The 14,337-nt window shown below is 68.7% G+C and carries 15 protein-coding genes; 10 read left to right on the top strand and 5 right to left on the bottom strand.

Annotation, left to right across the window (positions count from 1 at the left end):
• The first annotated feature begins 58 nt into the window (after positions 1 to 58).
• Entirely contained in the window at positions 59 to 961 is a 903-nt protein-coding gene (locus ACZ50J_RS17395) for an ABC transporter permease (protein WP_464298415.1), read from the top strand.
• A gap of 125 nt (positions 962 to 1,086) precedes the next feature.
• On the opposite strand, the gene greA is transcribed toward ACZ50J_RS17395, so the two are convergent.
• Both greA and ACZ50J_RS17385 read right to left on the bottom strand, forming a co-directional pair.
• Positions 1,087 to 1,581 (bottom strand): transcription elongation factor GreA, encoded by a 495-nt coding sequence (gene greA, locus ACZ50J_RS17390; RefSeq protein ID WP_464301367.1) that lies wholly within the window; start codon positions 1,579 to 1,581, stop codon positions 1,087 to 1,089.
• 144 nt (positions 1,582 to 1,725) lie between these two features.
• A complete protein-coding gene (locus tag ACZ50J_RS17385) occupies positions 1,726 to 2,088 on the bottom strand; it encodes a DUF4307 domain-containing protein (protein WP_464298414.1) in 363 nt (120 codons plus the stop codon).
• 100 nt (positions 2,089 to 2,188) lie between these two features.
• Between ACZ50J_RS17385 and mca the strand changes: the two genes are divergently transcribed.
• Both mca and ACZ50J_RS17375 read left to right on the top strand, forming a co-directional pair.
• A complete protein-coding gene (gene mca, locus ACZ50J_RS17380; protein WP_464298413.1) occupies positions 2,189 to 3,148 on the top strand; it encodes a mycothiol conjugate amidase Mca in 960 nt (319 codons plus the stop codon).
• On the top strand, positions 3,141 to 3,407 hold the full coding sequence (locus tag ACZ50J_RS17375; protein ID WP_464298412.1) for a hypothetical protein: 267 nt from the start codon (positions 3,141 to 3,143) through the stop codon (positions 3,405 to 3,407). The genes mca and ACZ50J_RS17375 overlap by 8 nt, the downstream gene beginning before the upstream one ends.
• Before the next feature lie 20 nt (positions 3,408 to 3,427).
• On the opposite strand, the gene trhA is transcribed toward ACZ50J_RS17375, so the two are convergent.
• The gene (gene trhA, locus ACZ50J_RS17370) at positions 3,428 to 4,129 is read right to left on the bottom strand and encodes a PAQR family membrane homeostasis protein TrhA (RefSeq protein ID WP_464298411.1); all 702 of its coding nucleotides are present in this window, start codon (positions 4,127 to 4,129) and stop codon (positions 3,428 to 3,430) included.
• Positions 4,130 to 4,245: 116 nt separating this feature from the next.
• Here trhA and ACZ50J_RS17365 point away from each other — a divergent pair, with 116 nt between their 5' ends.
• Positions 4,246 to 5,007, top strand: coding sequence for an isoprenyl transferase (locus ACZ50J_RS17365; protein ID WP_464298410.1), 762 nt, complete (start codon positions 4,246 to 4,248; stop codon positions 5,005 to 5,007).
• Between the two features lie 126 nt (positions 5,008 to 5,133).
• On the opposite strand, the gene ACZ50J_RS17360 is transcribed toward ACZ50J_RS17365, so the two are convergent.
• Positions 5,134 to 6,168 carry a S66 family peptidase gene (locus ACZ50J_RS17360; protein WP_464298409.1) on the bottom strand — a complete coding sequence of 345 codons (1,035 nt, stop codon included), beginning with the start codon at positions 6,166 to 6,168 and terminating at the stop codon, positions 5,134 to 5,136.
• Between the two features lie 366 nt (positions 6,169 to 6,534).
• On the opposite strand from ACZ50J_RS17360, the gene ACZ50J_RS17355 reads away from it, so the two are divergent.
• From ACZ50J_RS17355 to ACZ50J_RS17345, 3 genes are all read left to right on the top strand, one after another.
• Positions 6,535 to 7,875, top strand: coding sequence for a PhoH family protein (locus tag ACZ50J_RS17355; protein ID WP_464298408.1), 1,341 nt, complete (start codon positions 6,535 to 6,537; stop codon positions 7,873 to 7,875).
• A gap of 257 nt (positions 7,876 to 8,132) precedes the next feature.
• A complete protein-coding gene (locus ACZ50J_RS17350) occupies positions 8,133 to 8,939 on the top strand; it encodes an aggregation-promoting factor C-terminal-like domain-containing protein (RefSeq protein WP_464298407.1) in 807 nt (268 codons plus the stop codon).
• A gap of 123 nt (positions 8,940 to 9,062) precedes the next feature.
• Positions 9,063 to 9,467, top strand: coding sequence for a hypothetical protein (locus ACZ50J_RS17345; RefSeq protein ID WP_464298406.1), 405 nt, complete (start codon positions 9,063 to 9,065; stop codon positions 9,465 to 9,467).
• A gap of 109 nt (positions 9,468 to 9,576) precedes the next feature.
• Here ACZ50J_RS17345 and coaA read toward each other — a convergent pair whose 3' ends face one another.
• Positions 9,577 to 10,539, bottom strand: coding sequence for a type I pantothenate kinase (coaA, locus tag ACZ50J_RS17340; RefSeq protein WP_464298405.1), 963 nt, complete (start codon positions 10,537 to 10,539; stop codon positions 9,577 to 9,579).
• Between the two features lie 38 nt (positions 10,540 to 10,577).
• On the opposite strand from coaA, the gene glmS reads away from it, so the two are divergent.
• The 3 genes from glmS (at position 10,578) to ACZ50J_RS17325 (ending at position 14,333) form a co-directional block, all read left to right on the top strand.
• Entirely contained in the window at positions 10,578 to 12,431 is a 1,854-nt protein-coding gene (gene glmS / locus ACZ50J_RS17335) for a glutamine--fructose-6-phosphate transaminase (isomerizing) (RefSeq protein ID WP_464298404.1), read from the top strand.
• 61 nt (positions 12,432 to 12,492) lie between these two features.
• On the top strand, positions 12,493 to 12,843 hold the full coding sequence (locus tag ACZ50J_RS17330) for a holo-ACP synthase (protein WP_464298403.1): 351 nt from the start codon (positions 12,493 to 12,495) through the stop codon (positions 12,841 to 12,843).
• A gap of 11 nt (positions 12,844 to 12,854) precedes the next feature.
• Entirely contained in the window at positions 12,855 to 14,333 is a 1,479-nt protein-coding gene (locus ACZ50J_RS17325) for a bifunctional ADP-dependent NAD(P)H-hydrate dehydratase/NAD(P)H-hydrate epimerase (RefSeq protein WP_464298402.1), read from the top strand.
• Positions 14,334 to 14,337: the final 4 nt, after the last annotated feature.

Below are 14,337 nucleotides of genomic sequence, written 5' to 3'. Positions count from 1 at the left end.
GCGAGCGACCAAACGGGCTCACGATGAATGCCGACACCCGAGGAACGAGGGGATCGGCATGAATCCGCCACTGGAGACGGACACGGCGGTGTCGGCATCGCCCGCCACCCGACCGGAGCTCGCGACCGGCAGCCTGATCGGCGACGGCCTGACGGTCGCCCGACGCAACCTGATCAAGATCCGACGGGTTCCGGACCTGCTGATCTTCACCACCCTGCAGCCGATCATGTTCGTGCTGCTGTTCGGCTACGTCTTCGGCTCGCTGGCCGGTTCGGGCGCCTCGGTGCAGTCCGGCTACCGCGAGTTCATGATGGCCGGCATCTTCTGCCAGACGATCATCTTCGGCGCCACGATCACCGGCTACATGATGGCCGAGGACATGCAGAAGGGCGTGATCGATCGGTTCCGCACGCTGCCGATGCACCCGAGCGCCGTGCTCTTCGGGCGGACCCTGACCGACGTCGTCAACAACATCGTCGTGCTGGTCGTGATGTCGCTGACCGGGTTGGTCATCGGCTGGCGGATGCACGACGGCCCGTTGCACGCCCTGTGGGCCTACGCGTTGATGCTCTTCTTCGCCTATTCGCTGTCGTGGGTGTTCGCCTACATCGGCATGCGGGTGCGGTCGCCCGAAGTCGTCAACAACGCGTCGTTCATGGTCATCTTCCCGGTGACGTTCATCGCCAACACGTTCGTGCCGTCGCAGAACATGCCGTCGGTCCTGAAGACGATCGCCGGCTGGAACCCCGTGTCGACCATCACGCAGTCGGCCCGCCAGAACTTCGGCAACCTCTACTCCATGCAGGCCCCGGGGCAGACCCACGCGGAGATCGACAAGCAGACGGCATACACCTGGGCGCTGCAGCATCCGGACCTCTACACGCTGATCTGGTCCGTGGTGCTGCTGGCGATCTTCCTGCCGTTCGCGACGGCGGCATACAAGAAGGCCGTCGCCAAATAGCTCCGGGCACGGACTCGGGGGAACGAGTTCCGGGGAACGCGAAGGGCGCCCCGGCAGCGATCGCTGCCGGGGCGCCCTTCGTATGCCGTTGTATGCCGTCGTATGCCGTTTGTACGGCGGGTGCGTCAGCCGGTGTATGCCGTCGCTTCGAGCACCTTGACCTCGATCGTCTTGCCGTTGGGCGCCTCGTAGGAAACGCTCTCGCCGACCTTGGCGCCGTTGATGGCGCCGCCCAGCGGGGACTGCTCGCTGTAGACGTCCAGGTCGGAGTCGCCCGCGATCTCCCGGCTGCCGAGGAGGAACTTCTCCTTGTCGCCGAACATCTCGACGGTGACGACCATGCCGGGGCTCACGGTGCCTTCGGTGGCGGTGGAGTGGCCGACGACCGCATTGCGCAGCAGTTCCTCGAGCTGCCGGATGCGGGCCTCCATCTTGCCCTGCTCCTCCTTGGCCGCGTGGTAGCCGCCGTTCTCCTTGAGGTCGCCCTCCTGGCGAGCTTCCTCGATCTGGTTGGCGATGTCGGTGCGACCCTCGCCGGACAGATGGTCGAGCTCGGCCTTGAGGCGGTCGTAGGCTTCCTGGGTCAGGAAGCTGGCTGAGGTGTCAGCAGAAGTCACGATCTCTCCTTAGGTCGATGGACCTGTCAAACCATTGGTCAAACAATGAGGTCCGGGGCCGCTCCGGCACGTGGCTCGGATGCTGGTCCCAGACCTTTGGGCGTAGCTACCAACCTTAGCACCGCCAGGCGCCGCGACCCGAATCGTTCAGCGGTACTCGCAGTGGTCCACGATGCCGGTCACGGCTTTGGCGACCGTCGGGATGGTGCGGGTGTATGACGTCGTACGGAACGAGCTGGCGGGCAGTTTCACCGTGATGACGCCGACCCGGCCGTGGTTGATGTCCTGGGCCTCCAACTCGCAGGTGACCGGCTTGCCGTCCTGGTTCGTCACGTAGAAGGTGACCTGCACGCTCCGGTCGTTCTTGACGTCGAACGGTCCGTTCTCCCAGCTGACGCCACGCGTTGCGGAGATACCCCACCAGACCGCGCCCGCGGTCATGATCAGCACACCGATGATGCCGATGACCCACCACTTGCGATCCTCGGGTGCAGGTCGGGGGATGTTCATGAGGTGAGACAATAGGTTGCGAACTCGGGCGATCCCCGGTCGCCCCTCCGGAACCGGAGCGGATCGTCCCCCTGAGTACCTGTGACAAGGAGTGCAGCACGTGACAGAGTCACTGCGCCTGATGGCAGTGCACGCCCACCCCGATGACGAGTCGAGCAAGGGGTCCGCCACGATGGCCCGCTACGTCGACGAGGGCCACCCCGTCCTGGTGGTGACCTGCACCGGCGGTGAACGCGGCGACATCCTGAACCCACGCCTCAAGGGCAACGCGGACATCGCGCGTGACCTGCCCGAGGTCCGTCGGGCCGAGATGGCCAAGGCCCGCGAGATCCTCGGCGTCGAGCAGACCTGGCTCGGTTTCGTGGATTCCGGTCTCCCGGAAGGGGATCCGCTGCCCCCGCTGCCCGAGGGGTGCTTCGCGCTGGAGCCGTTGGAGATCACCACCGAAGCCCTCGTGCGAGCGATCCGGGAGTTCCGGCCGCACGTCATCACCACGTATGACGAGAACGGCGGCTACCCCCACCCGGACCACATCATGACCCATGACGTGACGCTCGCGGCGTTCACGGCGGCCGCCGACGCGGAGGCGTTCCCGCACGCCGGGGCGCCGTGGCAGCCGCTGAAGCTCTACTACGACCGCGGCTTCTCCAGGGCGAAGATGATCGCCTTCCACGAGGCCCTCCTGGACGAGGGGCGCGAGTCGCCATACGCCGAATGGCTCAGGCACCGCGAGGACCGTCCCGAGGGCCGGGTGACCACCCGCATCGAGTGCTCGAAGTACTTCCCGGTGCGTGAGCAGGCGCTGCTGGCGCACGCGACGCAGATCGACCCGGATGGCTCGTTCTTCGCGCTGTCGCCGGCCGACCAGGCGCGGATCTGGCCGACCGAGGAGTTCGACCTGGCGCGGTCCTTCGTGCCACTGGCCGACGGCGAGGACGATCTCTTCGCGGGACTGCCGGCCGACGTCGCAGCCGCCGATGCGATGGCGACCGGGCCGCTCGGCGCGCCGGTCGTGGACGATGTGAAGCAGCGAGTGACACAGGAGGCGACCCATGGGTGATGGTGGCAACGAGAGTGTGGCGGTCACCGCCGGCATCTGGGGCTTCATCGTGCTGTTCGGTCTGGCGATCGCCTGCTGGCTGCTCTTCCGAAGCATGAACAACCACCTGCGCAGGGCGCAGTGGCAGGAGGAGCAGGACCACCCGGTCCGGCATCGGATCCCGTCGGCTCACCCGCGGTCCGCGGCGCACCCGACGCAAGCGCCCGCAGCGGAAGCGCAGGCTGCCAAGCAACCCGACGACCGGCCCGATCAGGGCTGACCCGGTCGCCGTCCCGACGGTCAGCGGTGGTGGGCGTAGATCGCCAACGACACCGCGATGTAGTGCGAGACGAACGCAAGGATCGTCAGCGAGTGGAAGATCTCGTGGAAGCCGAACCACTGCGGCGACGGGTCGGGCTTCTTGGTCCCGTAGACGATCGCGCCCAGGGTGTAGAGACCGCCGCCGACCGCGACGAGGGTCATCACCGCCGCGCCGCCGGCGTCCAGCAACGGACCGAAGTAGAAGATCGCCACCCAGCCGAGCGCGACGTAGATCGGCGTGTAGAGCCAGCGCGGTGCGCCGACCCAGAAGACCCGGAACAACACACCGAGGATCGCGCCGCCCCACACGATCAGCAGCAGGCTGATCTCCTGGGAGCCGCGCAGCAAGGTCACCGCGAACGGCGTGTAGGTGCCGGCGATGATCAGGAAGATGTTGGAGTGGTCCATCCGCTTGAGCGTCCGCTCGACCTTCGTGGACCAGGTGCCGCGATGGTATGCCGCGGACGTGGCGAAGAGCAGCACCGCGGTGAGCGCGAACGCCGCCGCGCCGAGGCGCTCGCGGGTGCCAGGAGCCAAGCACACCAACACGATTCCCGCGGCGACCGCGAGTGGCGTCATACCGGCGTGCAGCCAGCCCCGCAGCTTCGGCTTGACGGCGCGCACCAGGTCGGCTGCGTCCTGCTGCAGGGAGCGGGGGGCCGACGGGCGCGACTCGATCATGGGGCAAGGGTAGGTGACCGGATCGAACACGAACTACCGTGCTTGGTCGATGTGACGAGCGCCTCGGCATACGCTGGAGGTCTGCAGACCCGACGACAGGAAATGGGGGACGACCGATGCGCGTGAGCGATCTGCTGTACGCCGCATACGAGCGACACGTGCGCAAGTCGTTGCCCCAGCAGAACCTGCCGCGGCACGTCGGCGTCATGCTCGACGGCAACCGCCGGTGGGCGAAGGCCCGTGGAGCGCAGACCGCCGACGGGCATCAGGCCGGTGCCGACAACATCAAGCCGCTGCTCGGCTGGTGTGAGGAGGCCGGCGTCGAGGTCGTCACCCTGTGGCTGCTGTCGACCGACAACCTCAACCGGTCACCGGTCGAGTTGAAGCCGTTGCTCGGCATCATCGAGGGCGCTGTCGAGGGGCTGGCCGCCGATCAGCGCTGGCGGCTGCACCCGGTGGGCGCGCTCGACCTGCTGCCGGCGTCCACGGCTCAGGTGCTGAAGGAAGCCGCCGAGTCCACGGCCGGGGTCGACGGGATGATCGTCAACATCGCGGTCGGCTACGGCGGCCGGCGGGAGATCGCCGACGCGGTCCGGGCGATGCTGCAGGAGCACGCGGCGCGCGGGACGTCGATCGAGGACCTCGCCGAGAGCCTCGACGTCGAACACATCGCGCAGCATCTCTACACCAAAGGCCAGCCCGATCCCGACCTGGTGATCCGCACCTCCGGGGAACAGCGGCTCGGCGGGTTCCTACTCTGGCAGAGCGCGAACTCCGAGTTCTACTTCTGCGAGGCGTACTGGCCGGACTTCCGGCGGGTCGACTTCCTGCGTGCGCTGCGCGCCTATGCCGTGCGCGATCGCCGCCTCGGCAAGTAATAGAACCCACCGCTTCAATCTCCCGAGTGACGGCTTCTTCGCCGGCTGACGGTCCAATTGCGCCGTCACTCGCCGAAGAAGCCGTCACTCGGCATGGTCATGGCTTCACTCGGGGGTGGCGGAGTTTCACTCGAAGTGGGCTGTGATCGTTTGAGATTCGCCGTCGACGGTGACTTTCCCGCCATACGGGAGCAGGAGCTGGGGGCTGGTGTGGCCGAAGTCGACGTCGAGTGCGACGACGAGGTCGGGGTTGTACTCCTGCACCGCCCGCAGCACGACGTCGCGCTGTTCGGCGCGCCAGGTCGCTGCGGCCTCCTCCGTCGCGGGCCGCTCGTGATCGCCGGCCGGTGGTCGGCCCCACAGCAGCGCCGACGCGACGTCCAGTAGTCCGCGCTCGCCGATGTTCCGGAGCAGTCGGTAGTTCTGCTCCGGTGTCTGCAGCTCCTCGTGCGGCTCGAGCAGCAGGACGGCGCCTCGGTAGTCGTCGAGCGGGCGCATCCAGCGGTTCACCGCGAGCGTCCACTCCACGATCTCCAGGCAGCCGCCCCAGGTCGGCGCGGTGATGGTGCGCCGCGGCCCGCTCCAGGTCCACGGCTCCGCCGGCAGGTCGGGGGCGGGATCGGTCAGCGCGCGCGGGTCGTCCCAGCGGATGCCGACGTCCCGCGTGCGCTCCGGAGGGGTCAGTCGCAGGTCGCCGCCGAACAGCCCCGCGCGCAGCGACTCCAGGTGCGCCTTGTCCGGAACGGGTCCCAGATGCACCTGTGTCGAGCCGCCATACACGCTTGCAATGCCTTGGAACCACAGGTAATTCGACAGGTTCGTGTTGTCGCTGTAGGCGATGAACCGCTTCGGGTTGGCGCGGATCACGTCGGCGTCCAGGTGCTTCAGCACGGTGATCTGGTCGTCGCCGCCGATGGTCGACATGACCGCCGTGATGCTCGGGTCGGCGAACGCCGCGGTGACGTCGGCGGCCCGGTCGACCGGCGACGCGTCGCGTCGGGTGGTCGGGAACTCCACCGGCTCCACGCCGTAGTCGTCGCGCAGTCGCTCCAGGGCCCGCTCGTGTATGGCGGGGAAGTGTGCCGGTGCCGCCCAACTCGGCGAGAGGATCGCGACGCGACCACCGGGTTGTACGGGCGGGGGAAGCACTGGCGGAGTCATGCGGGTAGTTCAGCAGCCGAGCCGGTATGGCGGCAACGGAATTCCGTTCCCGCGACCACGGAGCCTGTGGGTCGATTGAGGCAGAAGTGACTGGAGTGACACCTTTGGTGACCGGACGCCGTCCTGCCGATGAACTCCTGTTGCGCAGGTCGCGTGTCGTTCGGCGTGGTGCACGGTCAACGGCGCAACCGGTCGTAGTGTCGATCCCGACGCACCGCGATCCCCGTGGGGCGTTCGGGAGGCCCGAGATGGAGCGATCGTTGCTCCGGACGAAGGGCCGGCACCGGCCCTTACGGGCCCGGTCCCGGCACTTGGTCCGAGAGTAGGTCACACGGCGCGACGTGCCGTGTGACGCAGGAGATCGTTATGGCCATCAGCTCCCAGCCCTCCGCTTCGACGTCCGCTGCAGACCCGCGTGCTGTGCGCACCTACGTGCTCGACACTTCCGTCCTGTTGTCCGATCCACGGGCGATGACCCGCTTCGCCGAGCACGAGGTCGTGCTCCCGGTGGTCGTCGTGACCGAATTGGAGGCCAAGCGCCATCACCCCGAGCTGGGCTATTTCGCCCGCTCCGCACTGCGCGCGCTCGACGACCTGCGGGAGACGCACGGCCGTCTCGACGCGCCGGTCCCGATCGGCGACGGCGGCACGTTGCGGGTGGAGCTGAACCACACCGACCCGCAGTCGCTCCCGAGCGGATTCCGCTTGGGGGACAACGACACTCGCATCCTCGCGGTCGCGCGCAACCTGGCCAACGAGGGACATGACGTCACCGTCGTCAGCAAGGACATGCCGATGCGGGTCAAGGCGTCCGCGGTCGGTCTGCGCGCGGACGAATACCGCGCCGAACTCGCCGTCGATTCCGGCTGGACCGGCACCACCGAGCTCGACGTACCACCCGAGGTGCTCGACACGTTGTATGACGAGGGCCGCGCCGAGATCCCGGAAGTCGCCGATCTGCCGACGAACACCGGCGTGGTGATGCTGGGTGCCGGCAGCAGCAGTGCGCTCGGCCGCGTGATGGCCGACAAGTCGGTGCGACTCGTGCGCGGTGACCGCGACGCGTTCGGCCTGCACGGCCGGTCCGCGGAGCAACGGATCGCCCTCGACCTGCTGCTCGACCCGGACGTCGGCATCGTCAGCCTCGGTGGCCGGGCCGGCACCGGCAAGTCCGCGCTCGCGCTGTGCGCCGGACTCGAAGCCGTCATGGAGCGCCGGCAGCACAGCAAGGTGATCGTCTTCCGCCCGCTGTATGCCGTCGGCGGCCAGGAGCTGGGCTACCTGCCCGGCACCGAGAACGAGAAGATGGGCCCGTGGGCCCAGGCGGTCTTCGACACACTCGGCGCCGTGGTGTCCCGAGAGGTCACCGAGGAGGTCATGGATCGCGGGCTGCTCGAGGTCCTGCCGCTGACGCACATCCGCGGTCGGTCCCTGCACGACGCGTTCGTCGTCGTCGACGAGGCGCAATCGCTGGAGCGTGGCGTGCTGCTCACGGTCCTGTCGCGGATCGGTCAGAACTCGCGGATCGTGCTCACCCACGACGTCGCACAACGCGACAATCTGCGGGTGGGCCGGCACGACGGAGTGGCTGCGGTGATCGAGAAGCTCAAGGGTCATCCGCTCTTCGGACACGTGACGCTGCACCGCAGCGAGCGCAGTCCGATCGCGGCCCTGGTGACCGATCTGCTCGAAGGATCGGAGGCCTGATCGGCCATCCGCCGGAAATCTTTCTGACAGCCGATATCTCGTTTCGGTAACGCGCGGGTCGGTTTTCGGGGTAACGTACCCGGGACGTGCTCGACGAACGCGACCTTCACGGGTCCGGGCGGCGTGATTTTCTCCCCTGAGGATCACCCCGGCGAGCGCGGCAGTGTGATGCGACAGGACCGTCAGGTTCTGTCGCATCACTCTGCCGGGCTTGCGGAGTGCGTTGGCCCTGTCTTCCCCCGAAAGGCCCCTGCTCCATGTCTCGTCCCGTGGGACGTCACCGCGCCCGTCGCGACACCGGGATCGGCGCACTCCGCCGGCCGGCCGTTGCCGCCACCGCAGCGATCTCGACCGTTTCGGTCGCTGCCGCGGCATACTCCACCGCCGCGACCGCCAACGCGACCGCAGCCGGCTCGGCACAGGCCAAGCTGGTGCTCGGAGCTCCGGCGACGACGTCGACCGCGTTGCGCGCGGCCGACTCCGGCGTCGCCGCGGACGGCCAGGCCCAGTTGGTTGCCGCTCAGAACGCCGTCAGCGCGCGCAAGGCAGCCGACGCCAAGACGCGTTCCGCCGCAGCCGCTCGCGCCACCGCTGCCGCGAAGCTGGAGAGCGCCGCGAAGTCCAGCGTCGCGTCGGCCCAGAAGGCGGTGACCGAGAAGGCCGCCGCGAAGGCTGCTGCGGCGAAGAAGGCCGCCGAGGCCAAGCGCGCGCAGGCGTCGACCACCTCCCGCGACAGCAGCCGTCCGCCGGCCACGTCGTTCAGCGGCAGTCCGCAGGCCTACGCGTCGTCGCAGCTGTCGTCATACGGCTGGGACCAGAGCCAGATGGGCTGCTTGGTCAGCCTCTGGAACCGCGAGTCGGGCTGGAACGCCAGCGCGACCAACGCCTCGTCGGGCGCCTATGGCATTCCGCAGTCGCTGCCCGGTTCGAAGATGGCCAGCGCCGGTGCCGACTGGCGCACCAACCCGGCCACGCAGATCCGCTGGGGCCTGGGTTACATCAAGGCGACCTACGGTTCGCCCTGTGGCGCTTGGGGTCACTCGCAGGCCACCGGCTGGTACTGACCGCTCGAGCACGGGCGGTGCCGCACCGGTCCCCGTTGACCGGCGCAGCTGCCGGTAGGGTCGGCGAAACGCCGACAGGCGACTGATCTCGATACTGCCGAACGACGGGCTACTTTGAGCACCATGCTCCTGCACAAGCGCTGGTTCGTAGCGACCTACTGGGTCGTCGCGGTGCTGCTGATCGCCCTCGGGGGAGGGCTGGGCGCCAAGTGGGGCGACAGTCAGGCGCCCACCTTCAACAACGAGAAGAAGGGGTCGGTGCCGGCGAACGGCGTCTCGCACCTGCTCTACCAGCTCTTCGGCGGCGTCCTGCTGGCCCTGGTCGTCGCCGCAGTGGCCGCCGGCGTCTGGCTGCTGCTGTGGGTGCGCACGCGCCGCGCCGAGCAGGCCTACGTCGGCGACGAGTATGACGACGAGGACGCGAACACCATGTCGGTCGACGACGTGGAGCACATGTTCGACGAAGACGACGAGCAGGACGACGAGCAAGACCGCGAGGAGTTCTCGGACCCGTCCGAGACCCGCTGATCCCGCGAGACGCGCCTTCTCGCTACTGTCGTCACTCACTCGCCGTTGTGCGCGATCTCGGGCGAGTAACCGACGACAGTAGCGGCTTCCACGGCCCGGTCGGGCTGAGTCAGATCTTGCGCAGCCGGATCCGGGTCACGTTGTGGCTCGCGTCCTTGCGCAGCACGAGTGTCGCGCGACTGCGGGTCGGGGCGACGTTCTCCTCCAGGTTCGGACCGTTGGTCGTCTCCCAGATCTGCTCGGCACGCGCGACGGCCTGTTCGTCGGTCAGTGCGGCATACCGGTGGAAGTAGGCGTTGGGGTCGGCGAACGCGGTCTGTCGCCAGCGCAGGAAGCGCTCGACGTACCACTGCTTGATGTGGTCCTCGCGGGCATCGACATACACCGAGAAGTCGAAGAAGTCCGACACAGCGAGCGTGCCCCGCTGATCGGTCGTCGGGGCCGAGGGCTGCAGCACGTTGAGACCTTCGACGATCAGCACGTCCGGCTGCTCGAGGGTGATCTGCTCGCCCGGCACGATGTCGTAGCTCAGGTGTGAGTAGACCGGCGCCGTGACGCGCGGGGCGCCGGACTTGACCTCACTGAGGAAACGGATCAGCTTTCGACGGTCGTAGGACTCGGGAAAACCCTTGCGCTGCAGCAGGTTTCGCCGCTCGAGCTCTGCGTTGGGGAAGAGGAAGCCGTCCGTGGTGACCAGCTCGACGCGCGGCGCGCCGGGCCAGCGGGCGAGCAGCTCGCGCAGGATGCGCGCGGTGGTCGACTTGCCCACCGCCACGGATCCGGCGATGCCGATCACGAACGGTGTGCGGGCCGGTCGCTCGCCGAGGAAGTCGGTGGTCACCCGATGCAAGCGGCCGGTCGCGGCGACGTAGATGTTGAGCAGGCGGGACAGCGGCAGGTAGATGTCCTCCACCTCCGGCATGTCCAGCCTGTCCCCGGTGCTGCGCAGCCGACGAACGTCCTCACCGGTCAGGCTCATCGGGTGGGAATCTCGCAGGCCCACCCACGCAGCTCGGTCGAACTCGACGTAGGGCGACGGGACGGCGATACGGCTGCGAGACACGCAGGCCATTGTCCACGACGGTCCGTCGATCGGGTTCAATTGCCCTCATGTGTGGAATCGTCGGGTATGTCGGCTCGCAGGTCAGTTCTCGCGCCCAGGATGTGGTGATGGAGGGCCTGGCCCGACTCGAATATCGCGGGTACGACTCCGCGGGGATCGCGCTGGTAGCCGATGACGCCATCGAGTCGCGCAAGCGCGCGGGGAAACTGGCCAATCTGACCGGCGAGATCGACCAGCACCCGCTGCAGGCCTCGCGCACCGCGATCGGCCACACCCGCTGGGCGACGCACGGGGGACCCACCGACGCCAACGCGCACCCGCACCTCGGTGGCCCGGACGGCAAGCTCGCACTGATCCACAACGGCATCATCGAGAACTTCCACTCGCTGCGTACCGAGCTGCAGTCCGCAGGCGTCGAATTCACCTCCGAGACCGACACCGAGGTCGTCGCGCACCTGCTGGCCCGTGCGTATGACGGGGACCTGACCGCAGCGATGCGCGAGGTCGTCGCTCGGTTGGAGGGTGCGTTCACGCTGCTCGCCATCCATGCCGACCAGCCGGGTGTGGTGGTCGGCGCCCGCCGTAACAGCCCGCTCGTGGTCGGGCTGGGCGAGGGCGAGAACTTCCTCGGTTCCGACGTCGCGGCGTTCATCGGCTACACCCGCGAGGCCATGGAGCTGGAGCAGGACCAGATCGTCACCATCACCCCGGACAGCGTCGACGTCATCGGCTTCGACGGCGACCCGGCACAGGGCAAGACCTTCCACGTCGACTGGGACGCGGCCGCCGCCGAGAAGGGCGGTCACGACTGGTTCATGGAGAAGGAGATCCACGAGCAGCCGCAGGCCGTCGCCGACACGCTGCTCGGACGGACCGACGAGACCGGCGAGCTGGTGCTGGACGAGCTGCGCATCTCCGAGGCGCAACTGCGGGACGTCGACCGGATCACCTTCGTCGCGTGCGGCACCGCGGCATACGCCGGGATGATCGCGAAGTACGCGATCGAGCGCTGGACCCGCATCCCCGTCGAGGTCGCCCTCGCCCACGAGTTCCGCTACTGCGACCCGATCGCCGACGAGCGCACGCTGGTCGTCTCGATCAGCCAGTCCGGCGAGACGATGGACACCTTGATGGCGGTCAAGCACGCCCGCGACCTGGGTGCGCTGACCGTGTCGATCTGCAACACGCACGGCGCGACGATCCCGCGTGAGTCCGACGCGGTCCTCTACACGCACGCCGGGCCGGAGATCGCCGTCGCCTCCACGAAGGGCTTCCTCGCCCAGATCACCGCCTGCTACCTGCTCGGTCTCTACCTGGCGCAGCTGCGCGGCGAGTCGTATGCCGACGACGCGCGCGCCGTGCTCGCCGAGTTGCAGGAGGCGCCCGACCGCATCGCCGAAGTGCTGGACCGGCTGGACCGGGTCCGCGAGATCGCCCACTTCATGGCCGACACCCGCTCGGTGCTCTTCCTCGGCCGGCACGTCGGCTTCCCGATCGCGCTCGAGGGCGCGCTGAAGCTGAAGGAGCTCGCCTACATCCACGCCGAGGGGTTCGCGGCGGGTGAGCTCAAGCACGGACCGATCGCGCTCATCGAACCCGGCCAGCCGGTCTTCATCGTGGTGCCCGGTCCGGACACCCCGCACGGGTTGCACGGCAAGGTCGTCTCCAACATCCAGGAGATCCGCGCTCGCGGTGCGCGCACCATCGTCATCGCGCAGGACGGCGACACCGCGGTGGAGCCGTTCGCCGACGAGGTGATCCGGGTGCCGCGCACGTCACCGATGCTGCAGCCGCTGCTCACCGCGGTGCCGTTGCAGGTGTTCGCGATGGAGCTGGCCAATGCCAAGGGTCTGGACGTGGACCAGCCGCGCAACCTGGCCAAGTCCGTGACCGTGGAATGAGCACCCAAGCTGGTCGAGCAGCCCGCTGCAAGCCTGCTCGCCCTCGGCATATGGAGACCTCATGATCGTCGGGGTCGGCATCGACGTCGTCGACGTGGCGCGCTTCATGGCCAAGCTCGAGGCGACGCCACGATTGATGATGCGCCTGTTCGCGGAGCAGGAGCGGGACCTGCCGCCGAATTCGTTGGCCGGCCGTTTCGCCGCGAAGGAGGCGCTCGCCAAGGCGCTCGGTGCGCCCGTCGGGCTGCACTGGGTCGACGCGATCGTCGTCAAGGACGACGCCGGCAAGCCGTCGCTGGAGTTGCACGGTTCGGTGGAGGCCCGGGCACAGCAGCTCGGCATACGCTCGTTGCACCTGTCGATCTCGCACGATGCGGGCATCGCATCCGCAGTGGTGATCGCCGAAAGCTGAGGTTCCAAGCCATGATTCGGGCGTATGACGTGCCGGCGGTCCGCGCCGCCGAGGATGCGGTCCGGCAGACGCTGCCGGACGGTGAGTTGATGCAGCGCGCCGCGACAGGGCTGGCGCAGGTCGCCGCGGCGCGGTTGTCCGAGGAAGGGACTGGTCGCGTCGTCGTGCTCGCCGGTGGCGGTGACAACGGCGGCGACGCCCTGTACGCCGCGGCCCGTCTCGCGGCGGACGGTTCCGATGTCATCGCGGTGCTGGTCGGTCCGCACACCCACGAGCAGGCGTTGGACGCCGCCCGGGGAAACGGTGTCGTCGCCCTCGAGTGGCGCTCCGGCGCAGCATCCGCCGAGGTGCTGGAGGCGCTCGCGGTGGCGGAGCTGGTGATCGACGGGATCCTCGGCATCGGTGGACGACCCGGGCTGCCGGCGCACCTCGGCGACCTGCCCGACCTGATCGCCGACGACGCGCTGGTCCTGGCCGTGGACCTGCCGTCCGGGCTCGACCCGGCTGGTGAGGTGCGCAGCGAGGCGATCTTCGCCGACGAGACCGTGACCTTCAGCCTGGCCAAGCCGGTCCACCTCATGCCGGCGACCGAGCAGGCCGTCGGTCTCCTCACGGTGGTCGACATCGGCGTGCCGGAGCCCGAAAGTGCTGCGGTGCAACGGTTCTCGCACGTCGATGTCGCCGGCAACTGGCCCGTTCCGGCGCCTGGTGACGACAAGTATTCACGCGGCGTGCTCGGTGTGATCACCGGCGGCGAGCACTACACGGGTGCCGCGCTGATGTCCGCCACGGCCGCCGTCACCGCCGGCGTCGGCATGGTCCGGTATGTCGGACCGGACGCACCGACCGCCCTGCTGCGGCAGGCCGTGCCGGAGGCGGTGTTCGGCGCGGGCCGCGTGCAGGCGTGGCTGATCGGGTCCGGGATGGACCTGCAGGACGCGTCACCGGAGCAACTGTCGGCTGCGCGTGACGCGCTCGCCTCCGACCTGCCGGTGCTGCTCGACGCCGGTGGCCTGGACCTACTGGAGCAGCCGCGAACCGCGCCGACCCTGCTGACACCGCACGCGGGCGAACTCCTGCGGCTGGCGGGCCGGCTCGGCATACAAGGGGCGAGCGGTGAGCTCACCGCGGACGAGGTGGATCGGGCGCCGACGGTCGTCGCGCGCGAGGTCGCCGACCGGCTGCGGTGCACCGTGCTGGTCAAAGGCGCGGTCACGGCCGTGGTGCCGCCGACCGACAGCGGAATGCCCGTCATCACTCAGGCGGACGGACCCGCGTGGCTGGCAACGGCCGGCAGCGGTGACGTCCTCGGTGGCGTGTGCGGTGCGCTGCTTGCCGCCGGCCTGGACCCGCTGCGCGCGGGCGCGCTCGGTGCGTTGGTGCACGGCGTCGCCGGTGACCGGGCGAATCCGGGCGGCCCGGTGCGCGCGATGGACGTCGCGCACGAACTCGGCCGTACGGTCGCGCACCTGCTGCGGTTGCCGTCCTGACGCC

The organism is Flexivirga sp. G2, assembly GCF_055397625.1.
The sequence above is the reverse complement of the archived record's forward strand: the minus strand, read 5'-3'. Positions and strand labels throughout refer to the sequence as shown.

What these genes read in the sequence shown, in the direction of transcription:
- ACZ50J_RS17365 (WP_464298410.1), top strand. Translation starts at nt 4,246, where the DNA reads ATGCGCGTGAGCGATCTGCTGTACGCCGCATACGAGCGACACGTGCGC.
- ACZ50J_RS17330 (WP_464298403.1), top strand. Translation starts at nt 12,493, where the DNA reads ATGATCGTCGGGGTCGGCATCGACGTCGTCGACGTGGCGCGCTTCATG.
- trhA (WP_464298411.1), bottom strand. Translation starts at nt 4,129, where the DNA reads ATGATCGAGTCGCGCCCGTCGGCCCCCCGCTCCCTGCAGCAGGACGCA.
- ACZ50J_RS17345 (WP_464298406.1), top strand. Translation starts at nt 9,063, where the DNA reads ATGCTCCTGCACAAGCGCTGGTTCGTAGCGACCTACTGGGTCGTCGCG.
- ACZ50J_RS17395 (WP_464298415.1), top strand. Translation starts at nt 59, where the DNA reads ATGAATCCGCCACTGGAGACGGACACGGCGGTGTCGGCATCGCCCGCC.
- ACZ50J_RS17355 (WP_464298408.1), top strand. Translation starts at nt 6,535, where the DNA reads ATGGCCATCAGCTCCCAGCCCTCCGCTTCGACGTCCGCTGCAGACCCG.
- ACZ50J_RS17350 (WP_464298407.1), top strand. Translation starts at nt 8,133, where the DNA reads ATGTCTCGTCCCGTGGGACGTCACCGCGCCCGTCGCGACACCGGGATC.
- ACZ50J_RS17385 (WP_464298414.1), bottom strand. Translation starts at nt 2,088, where the DNA reads ATGAACATCCCCCGACCTGCACCCGAGGATCGCAAGTGGTGGGTCATC.
- coaA (WP_464298405.1), bottom strand. Translation starts at nt 10,539, where the DNA reads ATGGCCTGCGTGTCTCGCAGCCGTATCGCCGTCCCGTCGCCCTACGTC.
- glmS (WP_464298404.1), top strand. Translation starts at nt 10,578, where the DNA reads ATGTGTGGAATCGTCGGGTATGTCGGCTCGCAGGTCAGTTCTCGCGCC.
- ACZ50J_RS17360 (WP_464298409.1), bottom strand. Translation starts at nt 6,168, where the DNA reads ATGACTCCGCCAGTGCTTCCCCCGCCCGTACAACCCGGTGGTCGCGTC.
- ACZ50J_RS17325 (WP_464298402.1), top strand. Translation starts at nt 12,855, where the DNA reads ATGATTCGGGCGTATGACGTGCCGGCGGTCCGCGCCGCCGAGGATGCG.
- ACZ50J_RS17375 (WP_464298412.1), top strand. Translation starts at nt 3,141, where the DNA reads ATGGGTGATGGTGGCAACGAGAGTGTGGCGGTCACCGCCGGCATCTGG.